This window comes from Chromohalobacter sp. HP20-39 (assembly GCF_033052815.1).
In the GTDB taxonomy this organism is placed as follows: domain Bacteria; phylum Pseudomonadota; class Gammaproteobacteria; order Pseudomonadales; family Halomonadaceae; genus Chromohalobacter.
Genome location: NZ_JAWHTP010000005.1, coordinates 79,370 through 92,644, shown reverse-complemented (window position 1 = coordinate 92,644; position 13,275 = coordinate 79,370). Strand labels below are relative to the sequence as shown.

Below are 13,275 nucleotides of genomic sequence, written 5' to 3'. Positions count from 1 at the left end.
CGCCAACGGCGCCCTTCCAGGGGCGCCGTTGATCGTTTCGCGGATGTCGACCCAGGTAAAGATCGTTTCAGGTGAAGAACATCGGCACGAGAATGCTGGAGAGCAGTAGGATTAATGCCCCACCCAGGCGCGAGGAGATCTGCGCGAAGGGCATCAGTTGCATGCGCTTGGCCGCGGAGAGCACCGCGACATCACCGGTGCCGCCCATGTTGGCCATGCACAGCCCCGCAGTAATCGCCGACTCGACGGGGTAGAAACCGACCAGCTTGCCGACCAGCCCGGCGCCGAAGGCGGCCCCGGCCACCACAGCGAGCACGATCATCACATAGGTCGGGGTAATGGCATCGATCACTTGACCGAGGTCGGTATAAGCGATGCCGATCCCGAACAACAGCGCGAAGGTCCAGTTCTTGGCGACGAACTGGAACCACTGCGAGGCGGACTCATTGACGCTTTCGGGCATCACATTGGCGATCTTGAGCACGGCGACCAGGATGATCATCAGCGCATAGGGATGCAGCGGAATAAAGCCACCCAGAATCTGTCCGGCAGTGAAGAACGTCACGGCGGCAACGACACCGATACCCAACTTGGAAAGATCGAAGGTGCTCTTGCGCTCCTCGATTTCCACGCCCGGCATCATTTGACCGTTACCGGTCAGCCCCGGAAAGCGCTTGGCCAACCCGTTAAGCAGGCCCGCAATGATGATCGCGAAGACGTTACCCAGTGCCAGCGCCGGTACCAGAATCGAGATGTAGTAGCTCGCCGGCTGTCCGAGAAGCTGCTCGTAGATCTGGCTCAAGGGGATCGCGCCCGCGCCCATGCCGCCACCGAGGATCGGCAGGGTAATGACGACCAAGGCATCCTGTACCGAAAAGCCCATCAATGCGCCGACAATCACGGCAAACAGCCCCGCGAAGAATACCGCGCAAAGCAAGGGCAACGCGTAACGCGACCCCACCTTGACCAGCACCTTGGAGTCCATGCCCAGAATACTACCGGTAATCAATGCAGCGATGTAGAAGTTGAGAAAGCCACCGCTTTTCATGAAGGTGGTGACATTCTCGGTAATACCGGCCGGCAACCAGCCCACATACACCAGCGCGGCCGCACCGAAGATAGCCAGGATCGCGCCACCGCCCAGATAAGACCTGATGATCGGCAGGCGATCACCGATGAAGCCCAAGAGTTCACCGAGTATCATCATCACCAGCAAGGCACCGATCATGCCGCTGGGCAGGGTATCGGTGAACATGGCGACGACCATGACGGCGAAAGCGATAAAAAAGATCGGCAGTGGCATGCCGAAGATGCGCAACGCACCTAGCGCGCTGGAAACGCGCTGGGTATCGTCCAGGTTTTGCGTAGCGGCGCTGGTATTCATTGGCGTGCTCCCATGTGTTGGAATCCGCCGCGCGGGCGGAGAACGTGAACGCCGCCGAGGATAAGCCGCACATACCGTGAACCAAGTTTTGCCAACTTATTAAAGCGTTTTGAAATTATTGAAAACGACGGCCTTGTGTCCGGCATAGCGCGTCACGCTTGGGTATTACACCAAGGTCGAAAATCACCCTCTATTGGCCCCATGCTCATGCCCCGCTTGCCGACCGTTCGTCTCAATGTGCTGATCTCGCTGCTCGTGGCTTCGACGGTGATCGTCACGCTGAGCGTAGCGCTGTGGATGTTCGATGCCACCCTGCGCGATACGCAGGCAAAAGCTCAGGCAGCCCGCGTTACGGATATCGCACAGGTCGTGGCATCACGTCGGAGTGTGGTCAATGCGTTACAAGCGCGAGGGGATAGACGCGATTTTTCTCCTAATAACGACTTACAGCACGAGATCGATGGTTTGAGACGACGCCTGGGTGTGGACTTCATCGTGGTGATGAACCCGCGTGCCATTCGCCTGACACACCCCGACCCGGCCCGTATTGGCGAACATTTCCAGGGTGGCGACGAAGGCCCCGCACTGCAGGGTGAGCATTACGCGTCGCGCGCCGAAGGGACTCTAGGCACCAGCATCCGTGGATTCGCCCCGGTACGCGATGCTGCCGGTAAGGTGATCGGCGCCGTCTCGGTGGGGGTGACGCTAGATACCCTGGGCGCCCGCCTGGCCGACAACCGCCTACACATGGTGCTGGGCATCGCACTATTGATGATTCTCGGCTCTCTCGGCGCCAGTTGGCTGGCACGTTACATCAAGCGTGTGCTGATGGACCTCGAACCGCACCAGATCACGCGTCTGGTGGAAGAACGTCAAGCGATCCTCGGCTCGGTGCACGAAGGCATTCTCGCGGTGGATGTCACCGGCCATGTCACCCTGACCAACGCCGCTGCGCGATCACTCTTTCACCAAGCGGGCCTTGAAGCGCCGACGCTGGGCATACCCATTACCGACTACCTTCCCCAGAGCGGATTGCCGGACGTGTTGCAAAGCGGCGAAGCTGCACTCGACCAGGAAGTCTTCATCAACGGCCAGGCACTGATCGCCAACCGCATGCCGATTCACCACCAGGGCCAGGTGATCGGTGCGGTGGCGACCTTCCGCGATAAAAGCGAAGTGCGCTTGCTCGCCGAGGAGTTGACCGGCGTCCGACGTTACGCCGAAGCTCTGCGCGCGGCGACGCATGAGTTCAAGAACAAGCTGCATGTCATGCTCGGCCTGGTGCAGTTGGAGGAATATCCCGCATTGCACCGCTACCTGCGCGACGTCGCGGACCATCAAGTCGCGCCGGGCACAGCCCTGGTCGAAGGCATCGACGAACCGGTGCTGGCGGGCTTTCTGCTGGGGAAGCAGAGCGAGGCTCGCGAGCGTGACATTACCTTGACGGTGGATGTCGAGGACGCCATCCCCGTACCGCGCGATCCCGCCATGATCCATACGCTGGTCATCGTGCTGGGCAATCTGCTGGAGAACGCGTTCGACGCCGTCGACGAGCAGTTCGAGCGCCACGTCACACTTACAATGGGTGTCGACGCCGCCCTGCTATCACTGCATGTACAAGACACCGGCCCCGGCATCCCTGAATCCATGCGGGAGCGCATCTTCGCCAGCGGCATCTCCTCCAAGGGAGGCCAACGTGGCCTCGGGCTAGCGATGGTGCGCGAGCATGTCGAAGCACATGACGGTACCCTGGCACTGTATTCCGAACCCGGGCGCGGCACCCTGATCGAAGTCGCCCTGCCTTATCCCGTTTCATCCACCACTGAGAAATGAGCGAGCAATGAGAACGCCGGCATGAGCGATACGCCACTGCAAGTACTCATCGTCGAGGATGACCCCATGGTCATGCGCCTCAACGTCGAATACCTCAACCGGCTCGAAGACGTGACATTGGTCGCACAATGCGGTGATGTCCCTGGCGCCCTGGACGTGCTGGAACGCGACGCCGTCGACGTCATCCTGCTCGACGTCTATCTGCGCGGTCGCAATGGGCTGGAAATCGTCCGTTACCTGCAGCGGTTGGGGCGCGACATCGACGTCATCCTGATCACCGCCGCCAGCGAGACCGAAACCGTGCGCGCTGCGCGACGCCTCGGCGTGCGCGATTATCTGGTCAAACCCTTCGAGTTCGAGCGCTTCAAGGTCGCCGTCGATGCCTGCCGACGCGTGCGCGCCACGCTGGAGCGCCTCCCCGAACAAGCCGACCAACGCGACCTCGACCGGCTCTTCCAGCCCGCCAGGCCACGCCAGACGCGTAGCGATGGGCTGCCCAAGGGGCTGACGACACCCTCGCTAGTACAAATCGCTCAGGCCATTCTGGCCCTCGATGAAGAAACCTTCACCACCGAAAGCCTCATCCCGGCCACCGGCATGTCTCGCGTCTCGGTGCGCAAGTATTTGAAATACCTGACCGAGCACGGCTATCTCGGCGAGTCTTTCCACTACGGGCAGGTGGGACGCCCCTCGTTCACCTACCGCTGTCTGGATACCAGCGCGCTGCAAGGACTCCTCACGACCGACCGCCCGACACCATGACGGCGACCGCATCGTCGGGTGGATAAAAAAACGAGGCCCCGAAGGGCCCCGCTGATTTTCAAGAACAGTCGTTTTCAAGAACAACCGTCTTCAAGAACAGGCAAGAATCGCGATGCCAGCGCTCTCAATTCGCCTGATAGCGATGCAGGCGATGGCGGCGTTCGAATTCCTGCACGCGCTGCCGAGCGAACTCCACCGTCTGCGCAGTCATTACGCTGCGGTTTTCGTCCTTCAGCTCACCACTGAGGTTACGTACCAGCACCATGGCGGTTTCGAACATGGCCTCGAACGCCGCCGCGCTATCATGCGCGCTGGGCAACGGCATCAAGAACGTCACCCCCGGCGTCGCGAACTCGTCCATGTCGTCGAGATCGAACACCCCCGGTTTGAGCACGTTGACCATCGTGAACTGCAAGGCACTGTCGTCCGATTCGGTCTCGAAACGGTGAAAAACGCCCATTTCATGACAGTAACGCAACCCGCAGGCCAGCATCAGATTGAGCAGGTCCGGACCCTGGAAACCCGCCTCATCGCGTGACAGAACGCTGATGACGATGACTTCCTCGGCGTCGGACAACGCCTCGCGTGCGCGATCGGCATGCACCGGATTGCGCTTGGCACGCTCCACCGCCGGATGATCGGTCACCACCTCGCGGCGCGTCATGTGCTCCTCGGCGCGCGCGGGTTGGTCCGCCGGCTCCTCGGTAGACGCCGGCCGCAGTGATTCATCGGCCGTTTCGTCCGTGGCACGAACCGCCGGGGACTCCTCAGACATTGTCCGCCGCGTAGCAGTCTCCTGGCGATGCTGCGCCGGCTCGTCCATTGTCGGGCGCGATGCCGTGTCGGGCGCAGTCTCTCGAGCCGATGATGGCTCAAGCGTCGGCTCGTGATGCGGATGCTCGTCTTCCGTCAGGCGCTCATCATCGTGGTCACGAGACGCCGTGAAGCGCTGGGCCGAGGCACTCATGCGCTGAGCCCCCGCGCGCACCGCATCCTTCATGCCCTGCATGCCTGAACGCTTGCCCTCCTGAGCCTCAGCATCCCGATGCGCACGGTCCTCATAAGCACTGCCCCGGCTACGCTTGAGCACACTGGGTTTGAGCTTTTCCTCGGGAATTCGCTCCTGCCGCAAAGGCGATTCCGGCCGTACCGGCTCACGCTCCTCGCTACGATCGAAGGTGGCATCACGCACGACACGCGCACCTCCATTGGGCAATTCCCGCCGGACCTCCGCCTCACGGGCCGCTTTTTCCGGATCCTCTTCCTCGGCGTCCCTGCCCTCGGCCCCCTGACTATGCGCGGCCTGGTCGAGGCGCGGAACGCGGCGCTGGCGCTGGAGTCGACGCACACCATCGATCACGATGGTCGTCACCAGCACCAACCCCAGGATGATTAGCCACTCTCTTAGTTCCATGGGTAGTCTTGCCTGTTCGCTATTGGCGCCATGATTAAAACTCGTTCGTGAAGAAGCATAGCGCGATTAACAAAAAAAGGGCCACTTTTTTTGAATGTCAAGTAGTACCCTTAGCTCAGAGCAATCACCCTTCAATATCCCTGTCGAGGCTCACACAATAGTGTTGGTAACCCTTTTGGCGATTTTCTGCAAGTCGTTCATGCGTCTGCCAGGGTCGCCGCCTCGTCGATTCCTACCGATACCAGCCGGGATACCCCGGCTTCCTGCATGGTCACGCCCATCAATCGCTCGGCCGCTTCCATGGCAATCTTATTGTGTGTGATGTAAATGAACTGAACACTCTCTGACATTTCTTTCACCAGCTTGGCGTAACGTCCCACGTTGGCATCATCCAACGGCGCATCGACTTCGTCGAGCATACAGAATGGTGCCGGGTTGAGCTGAAAGATAGCAAATACCAGCGACAATGCCGTCAGTGCTTTTTCACCCCCCGATAGGAGATGAATGGTGGTGTTTTTCTTGCCCGGTGGGCGCGCCATGATCGCCACCCCCGTCTCCAGCAAATCGTCGCCGGTTAGCGTCAACCATGCGGCCCCACCGCCGAAGACCTTGGGAAAAAGTTCGCCGAAGCCGGCATTGACCTGATCGAAAGTCTGCTTGAAACGCGTCCGCGTTTCCTGATCGATACGCCGGATCGCCCTTTCCAGGGTCTCGATGGCCTCGCTCAGTTCGGCATGCTGGGCCTCGAGATAGTCACGCCGCTCGGCCTGCTGATCGTACTCCTCGATGGCGGCCAGGTTGATGGCGCCGAGGCGACGGATCTTCTCGCCGAGCTCGTCGAGCCGGGTCTGCCATGCCGATTCGGTGGCGTTGGGATCGAGCCCTTCACGCAACGCGTCGACATCGTGCCCGAGTTCTTCGAGGTGTGAATCCTGCGCATCGGCTTTCAGCGTCAGGGCCTGCACCTGCATACGCGCTTCTTCGAGCTTGCCACGTAGACCGTCGAGATTGCGCTCATGTTCCTGGCGCGCCGCCTCGGTGTCACGCAGCGTCTCGGCCAATTGATGTGCGCGATCGCGCGAGGCGTTGAGCGTCGCTTCCTCGCGACTGCGGCGGTCGAGCAATTCGTCGAGCCGCTCGCGGGTTTCCTCTTCTGGCTCACGCAGGGTGGCGCGCTGCTCTTCGAGCATGGCGAGCTTTTCGGCCAGGCGCTCACGCTGATCGCGCGAGCGCGCATGCTGCTGATCGAGCCCCGAGCGCTCCGTCTCCAAACGCTGACGCTCCATCGCCAGATGTTGCTGGCGTTCGCGCGCGGGCGCTACCTGCTGGCGTAGCGACTGGGCTTTTTCCCGCGCTTCGCGACGCTGATTTTCCAATGTTTCACGGGTCTGGCTGTTGGCGTCCACGTCGTTCATCGCCGCCTGCCAGCGCTCACGCGTTTCCTCGAGTTCCAGGCGCCGCTCGGCATGCCGCTCGACGAGCTGCGCCACATCGTCATCGAGCTCACGGGAGCGCGCGTCGAGCTGCTCCAGGCGGCTCGCCAGTCCGGCCTCGCGCGAGGCCAGTTGCTGCCGACGCTGCCCGAGATCGCGCTCCTGAAGACGCAGCGATTCGAGTTCCGCCGCCGCGTGTTCCACCGCTTCACGCGCGCTCTGCAACGTTTCCTCGAGCGTCTCGAGAGATGCCTCGAGCGCCGCGATATCGGCCTGCAGTGTCTCGCGTCGACGGCGCTGGACCAGCACGCCATCCTCGGACGCCGACTCGCCGCGCCGGCGTACCCAATCCGGGCCTAGCCACAGCCCGCCAGGGGTGACCACGCTCTCGCCCGCCGCCAAGCGCGCGCGCATCGCCCAGGCGGCGTCTTCATCGGCGGCGCAGTGAATGCCGTTGAGCCAGGTGCCCAGCGCCCCGGCACCGTCGACCTGCTCGCCCAATGTGCCGGCCACCGGCGCCACGTCATCGCCACCCAGTAATGCCAATTCAGCAGGCGGGGCATCGGCGACGATCTCGGCCATGGCGGACGTCGTCGCAAGACGCGCCTTGAGCCACGGCGCCAAGACCCAGGCCACGACCGTCTCCCAGGGCGCGGCGACCTCCAACCGTTCGGCCAGACGCGGCGCCTCGGCCAGGCCATGGCGCTCGAGATGCGACTCCAGAGCGGCGTCGTCATCGGTCAGGGCGGCATCGAGCAAAGCCTCCACCGACGCCAGTTCGCCCTGCAGGCGGCTCAGCTGCGAACGCTGGGTGTCGCGCTGAGCCGCCGCTTCGTCGAGGCGTACCTGGGCGTCCTCGCGTTGTTGCTGCAGGCGCTCGCGCTGGCTTTCCAACGCTTCCTGGTCGAGATCCAGCGCTTCGAGTTGCTCGCGCAGTTCACCGCGCTCGCCGCGCAACGCCTCGACGTCGGGCAGCTCCTGGCGTTGCTGGCGACGCTTGCCGATCTGATCGTCCAGCTCGGCGATGGTGTTTTCGAGGCGACGCACGTCGTCCTGGGCACGCTCGGCCCCATGCGCCACATCACGATCGCTTTCGTTGAAACGCTCCCACTCTTGTTGCGCGGTGGCGGCTTCTTCGTCGGCGGCGTCCAGCGATTCCTGCAGCATCTCCAGCGTTTCCTGAGCCTCTTCAAGCTCGGGGGCGATGCTCTCCAGGCGTTCGTCCAGGGCCGCGCGACGCTCGTCGTCCTGGGCCCCCAACTGTTCGAGTTCGCCCAACTCGCGGCGTGCATCCTCGATATCCTGCGCCAGTTGCTGATCGCGCGAACGCGCATGTTCGATGGACTGCTCGATGCGCGCAATGGCGGCACCGGTCTCATAGAAGCGGGCCTGATGGGTCTCCAGCTCGGCGGCAACCTCGTCGTGTGCCAGACGCGACTCTTCCAGACGGCTTTCGCATTGGCGCTGGCCGAGAATCTCTTGCTCGACTTGGGTTTCCAGCTCGCGGACGTGTTGCTCCTGGGTATGCTGCTGGGTCCGGAACGCCCGCGCGCGCAGCAGCGCCAGTTCGCCCTTGAGGCGGTGCTCCTCGTTCTTCAGGGTTTGATAGCGACGCGCGGCATCGGCCTGGCGCTTCAAACGCTCGAGCTGCTTGTCGAGCTCCTCGCGAATGTCATCGAGGCGGTCGAGATTTTCCTGGGTGCGGCGCAGGCGATTCTCGGTTTCGCGGCGGCGTTCCTTGTACTTGGAAACGCCCGCCGCCTCCTCCAGTGTCGAGCGCAGCTCCTCGGGGCGCGCCTCGACCAGTCGCGAAATCATGCCCTGCCCGATGATGGCGTAGGAACGCGGCCCCAACCCCGTGCCCAGGAAGAGATCGGAGATATCGCGACGCCGGCACTTCTGGCCATTGAAGAAATAGTTGGATTGGCTGTCGCGGGTGACCTGGCGCTTGACGGAGATTTCGGCGTACTGGGCATAGGCGCCGCCCATGGTCCCGTCGCTGTTGTCGAAAACCAGTTCGATGGATGCCTGCCCTACCGGCGAGCGTCCGGTGGAGCCGTTGAAGATGACATCGGTCATCGACTCGCCGCGCAGCGTCTTGGCGGAGGATTCGCCCATCACCCAACGCACGGCGTCGATGATATTCGACTTGCCGCAGCCATTGGGGCCGACGATGGCGGTCATGTTGCCGGCGAACGGCACATTGACCGCATCGACGAACGACTTGAAGCCGACCAATTTGATGGACGTGAGGCGCATGCGCTGCCGAAATTCCCCAGGATGAGTCGCGGCCCGATGCTCGAGCCATGCATGAAAGCACGCAGTCTATCCGAGGCACCGGCGCGGCCCAAGCCCCATCACCAACTCTACGCCGCCAGAACAAGGTCCGGACGCCCAGGGCAGGTCTCGCCTGGTGCACGGCCAACGTTATTCTGCGGATCTAGGTTTACTTCGAAAGTGACGACCACTTAGCATTAACTTTCAGGGAAAGACAGCGAGAAATACTGCCATACGCTATTTCTAGCCGTAATCAGAGCGCATACCTCAAACCCAACGGCTCCACGCAAAAGATGTGTATCAGGGAAAGTTACCTTCTGTAGTGCAAATTGCCGGTAGCAGTTAAGAGACTTGCAGCACAGGAGAACGACATGCCCACTTTGGCCGAGAACCGAATTCGTACTGGTGTCCCTGGCTTCGATGAAATTCTCCGGGGAGGCCTGATCCCCCGGCGTACCTATCTACTCCGTGGTGGACCTGGCTCGGGCAAAACCACTCTAGGCTTACATTTCCTGATCAATGCCCCCCAGTCGAATAGCCTGTTCGTCAGCCTCGGTGAGGCGGAGCAGCAGCTGCGCGATAACGCCGTGGGTATCGGCTTGTCGATGGAAGGCGTGGATGTGCTGGACCTCTCGCCGGGACAAGAGGAATCCGGCGACACCTATACCTTGCTGGAAAGTTGGGACGTGGAAGGCAATAGCCTCCACGACAGTATTCTGGACTACGTTCGGGAACATCAACCGAAACGCATACTGATCGACTCCCTCAGTCAGATGCGCTACCTCTCGGCCGATACGTTCCTGTTCCGCAAGCAGGCGATGTCGCTGTTGCGAAAGCTCACGGCCGAGGGCGCGACGGTCTTGTTCACCTCGGAGCAAGGGCCAAGTGACGATGATGACGAGACCCTGGCCTTTCTCAGTGACGGCGTCATTACGCTGGAACAAACCGACAGCGGGCGTCAGTGCCAGGTCACCAAGCTGCGGGGCTCTTCATTTGCCCAAGGCGCGCACTATTTCAGCCTGGGCGACGACGGCATGACGCTATACCCACGTCTGGTACCCAGCCACCATGGCCGCCAGGTGGAGCATGCTCCGCTAGGCTCCGGACTGCCGGAATTCGATGCTCTCACCCACGGCGGACTTGAGCGGGGTACGATCACCCTACTGTCAGGACCCACCGGGGTAGGCAAGACCACGCTCGGCGCCCAACTGATGAGTGAAGCCGCCAGACGCCACGAACGCTCGGTGATCTACTCTTTCGACGAAGGCGCTTCGACATTCCTTGCCCGGTGCCGGCAAGTCGGTCTGCCCGTGGAAGAAATGATGGCCGCCGGGCACCTGAATTTTGAAGCAGTCGAATCGCTGCATTACAACCCCGACGAGTTTGCCGCCCGGGTACGCATCGAGATTGAAGAGTGCGGCGCCACCATGGTGATGATCGACAGCCTGTCCGGCTATCAGCAATCGGTACGCGGTGAGGACTTGCAGCAACGCGTACATGCCCTGTGTCGCTATCTGGTCAACATGGGCGTCACCGTACTCTTGGTCAACGAAGTTTTCTCTATCACCGGACAGCAGACCCGGGTGACCGAGTACGGCCTCAGCTACCTCGCCGACAATATCATCATGCTCCGTTACATTGAGCTGGACAGCGAGCTGCGCAAATCGATCGGTGTATTGAAGAAACGCGCCGGTGGTTTCGAGAAAACGTTACGCGAATTCGATATTACCTCTGAAGGACTGAAGGTCGGTCAACCGTTTCACGGGCTGCGGGGCATCCTGGGCGGCATTCCTGAAGTAACGACCAATTCCCGGGATACCACATGATGACATCCACCAGCCCCCCGCACGCCCCCCCGCGCATCGCGGTGGCTCTGGCAAATCCCGCCAATGGGAAATTGCTAGAACGTTTTCTGGGCCACACGTTTAGTCTGATTCATGGCTTCTTCGACGACCATGAACGCCATGCTCAAGAGGCTGACCTGGTGGTGATTGATGTCGCCTACCTGCGCCGCTATTACCAGCTGGTCCATGAGCTGCGACAGCATGCCAGCCCCATGGTGCTACCGGTATTGCTGGTAGCCGAAAATCGGGGGAACGCCCATCCTCACGTTGCGGACGAACTGGGCAAGAATGTCGATGACATTCTGCGGATTCCTACTAGCCAGGCCGAGTTGCAAGCCCGTATCAATAACCTGCTGCGCCTGCGTACCTTAGCCAGAGAGCAGGACGACGCCCGGCAAAAGCTGGTGGGTGTGGTCCAGGCCCTGCGGACTCTGAGTGCCTGCGACAGCATCATTGTACGTTCAAGATCCGAGAGCGAGTTAATCACGGCACTCTGCCAGGCTGTGGTTGATGAAGAGGGCTATAATCTAGCCTGGATCGGCTTCAGCAGTGCCCAGAACGACCCGACGCTGAACATCTCCGCCTGGGCCGGCACTTCCCAGGCCTTCATTTCTGACTTGAAGCACATCTTGAGCCAGGCAACACAGTACGCCGAAACACTCTCTCAAGGCATCCGTACCAACACAACGCGTATCGTCAACAATATTGCGGATACGCTACCTGCCTCCCAGCTTCGCGAACGTGCCATAACGCACCAGCTTGCGGCGGCCATCGTACTGCCACTGAAGACTGAAATCGGCCCGCCCGGTTGTCTGGCCCTCTACGCTAATCAGTCCGGCCACTTCGACCGCGATGAATGTCAACTGCTGGAACATCTCGCCGCCAACTTGGCTTTCGGACTGAACTCCTTGCGCATTAAGGGTGTCCGTGAACAACAAGCCGCTGAAATCCATTATCTTGCTTACACCGATGCATTAACCGGACTACCCAATCGCCGGCACCTGATCCATTATCTGGACGATCTCCTTGCAACTCATGCAACACGAGAGACCGACCACGCCATCCTGTTCATTGATCTGGACGGCTTCAAGCTGATCAACGACGGCCTGGGTCACGAAGTGGGCGACGAAGTTCTGCGACAACTCGGCCAGCGACTGCAGGCTGCGGTGCGCGATTCTGACCTGGTGGTTCGCCAGGGGGGTGACGAATTTCTCGTAGTTTTGAGCGGTGCTGCCCGCGATGGCATTCCTCGAGAGCCTGCGGCAATCATCGACATTGCCCATCACCTCGCCAACAGGATTATCGCTCACCTAAGCGAACCACTGATGGTGGGCGGCTATACTCATCAACTGAGCGCTAGCATCGGTATCAGTCTGATTCCCGAGCATGGCCGCACTCCCGCCCTGCTCATCGAGAATGCCGATAAGGCGATGTACGAAGCGAAACGTCTAGGAGGCAAGCAAAGCCACTTGTTTTCAAACGATCTCGCGGCTAGCCGCCAGCGGCGCTTCTCTTTGGAAACCAGGCTGCGTCAGGCACTAGAACAGGAACAGTTCGAACTTTATTACCAGCCCATATTCGAACTCGATTCCTGTCGAATCGTCGCTGCCGAAGCGCTGATCCGCTGGCCTCAGGGAGATGGGGAAATCCTGACACCAGGCACTTTCATGCCGCTGGTAGAAGAAATAGGGTTGATCATCCCCTTAGGGGACTGGGTACTGGAAACGGCCGCCCGCCAGTTGCGCGATTGGCATCGTCAAGGCTTACATCTCAGCATGGCGGTCAACCTGAGCATCAACCAGCTCTACCCGAACGGGGATGCCAAACACTTTGCCGATTTGGTCACGCCTTACATCGATCCTTCTTGGATACATCTGGAAGTCACGGAAAATGCGCTAATGGAAGATCCGGCCGAGATCGAAACCTTGCTGAAAGCGCTCCACGACCAAGGCTTTCAATTGGCCGTTGACGACTTTGGCACGGGCTACTCATCACTGAGCCGACTACAGCACCTATCAATCCAGACCTTGAAAATTGACCGCAGTTTCGTCAATGAACTGGGCCGGCCGAACAGCAAGGGAAGCGCCTTGGTCACCATCATTCACCAGATGGCGAGCAGCCTCGACCTTCAGATCATCGCCGAGGGTATCGAAACTCAACAACAGCGTCAGTTGCTGCTGGAAACGACAACGAACGAGGCTTGGGGGCAAGGTTTCTGGTTCAGTCCACCCGTCCCGGCAAAACAATTCGAGCAATTGACAGCCGCCAACGCTTCCACCGGCGTATCGGGCCTGACGCAATCTCAGGAATCTCCTTAGGCGTCGGGCA

Annotated in this window: 7 protein-coding genes; 4 read left to right on the top strand and 3 right to left on the bottom strand. The window is 60.6% G+C overall.

What is annotated here, in order from left to right; all coding sequences use genetic code 11:
- Positions 1 to 67 precede the first annotated feature (67 nt).
- Positions 68 to 1,384, bottom strand: coding sequence for a 2-hydroxycarboxylate transporter family protein (locus RVY79_RS11915; protein ID WP_317464408.1), 1,317 nt, complete (start codon positions 1,382 to 1,384; stop codon positions 68 to 70).
- 207 nt (positions 1,385 to 1,591) lie between these two features.
- Between RVY79_RS11915 and dcuS the strand changes: the two genes are divergently transcribed.
- Complete coding sequence (gene dcuS, locus RVY79_RS11910; RefSeq protein WP_317464407.1) at positions 1,592 to 3,217, top strand: DcuS/MalK family sensor histidine kinase; 1,626 nt, start codon at positions 1,592 to 1,594, stop codon at positions 3,215 to 3,217.
- 21 nt (positions 3,218 to 3,238) lie between these two features.
- Positions 3,239 to 3,979 (top strand): response regulator, encoded by a 741-nt coding sequence (locus RVY79_RS11905; protein WP_317464405.1) that lies wholly within the window; start codon positions 3,239 to 3,241, stop codon positions 3,977 to 3,979.
- A 124-nt stretch (positions 3,980 to 4,103) separates the two neighbouring features.
- Here RVY79_RS11905 and zipA read toward each other — a convergent pair whose 3' ends face one another.
- Both zipA and smc read right to left on the bottom strand, forming a co-directional pair.
- The gene (zipA, locus tag RVY79_RS11900; RefSeq protein ID WP_411161728.1) at positions 4,104 to 4,946 is read right to left on the bottom strand and encodes a cell division protein ZipA; all 843 of its coding nucleotides are present in this window, start codon (positions 4,944 to 4,946) and stop codon (positions 4,104 to 4,106) included.
- Positions 4,947 to 5,590: 644 nt separating this feature from the next.
- Positions 5,591 to 9,085: a chromosome segregation protein SMC gene (gene smc, locus RVY79_RS11895; RefSeq protein ID WP_317464403.1), complete on the bottom strand. Its 3,495-nt coding sequence runs from the start codon at positions 9,083 to 9,085 to the stop codon at positions 5,591 to 5,593.
- A 389-nt stretch (positions 9,086 to 9,474) separates the two neighbouring features.
- On the opposite strand from smc, the gene RVY79_RS11890 reads away from it, so the two are divergent.
- Both RVY79_RS11890 and RVY79_RS11885 read left to right on the top strand, forming a co-directional pair.
- On the top strand, positions 9,475 to 10,929 hold the full coding sequence (locus RVY79_RS11890; protein ID WP_317464402.1) for an ATPase domain-containing protein: 1,455 nt from the start codon (positions 9,475 to 9,477) through the stop codon (positions 10,927 to 10,929).
- On the top strand, positions 10,926 to 13,265 hold the full coding sequence (locus tag RVY79_RS11885) for an EAL domain-containing protein (RefSeq protein ID WP_317464401.1): 2,340 nt from the start codon (positions 10,926 to 10,928) through the stop codon (positions 13,263 to 13,265). The genes RVY79_RS11890 and RVY79_RS11885 overlap by 4 nt, the downstream gene beginning before the upstream one ends.
- The last annotated feature ends 10 nt before the right edge of the window (positions 13,266 to 13,275 follow it).

Bases quoted from the DNA above. Each gene is read 5' to 3' on its own strand.
- RVY79_RS11915 (WP_317464408.1), bottom strand. From the start codon at position 1,384: ATGAATACCAGCGCCGCTACGCAAAACCTGGACGATACCCAGCGCGTT.
- dcuS (WP_317464407.1), top strand. From the start codon at position 1,592: ATGCCCCGCTTGCCGACCGTTCGTCTCAATGTGCTGATCTCGCTGCTC.
- RVY79_RS11905 (WP_317464405.1), top strand. From the start codon at position 3,239: ATGAGCGATACGCCACTGCAAGTACTCATCGTCGAGGATGACCCCATG.
- zipA (WP_411161728.1), bottom strand. From the start codon at position 4,946: ATGAGTGCCTCGGCCCAGCGCTTCACGGCGTCTCGTGACCACGATGAT.
- smc (WP_317464403.1), bottom strand. From the start codon at position 9,085: ATGCGCCTCACGTCCATCAAATTGGTCGGCTTCAAGTCGTTCGTCGAT.
- RVY79_RS11890 (WP_317464402.1), top strand. From the start codon at position 9,475: ATGCCCACTTTGGCCGAGAACCGAATTCGTACTGGTGTCCCTGGCTTC.
- RVY79_RS11885 (WP_317464401.1), top strand. From the start codon at position 10,926: ATGATGACATCCACCAGCCCCCCGCACGCCCCCCCGCGCATCGCGGTG.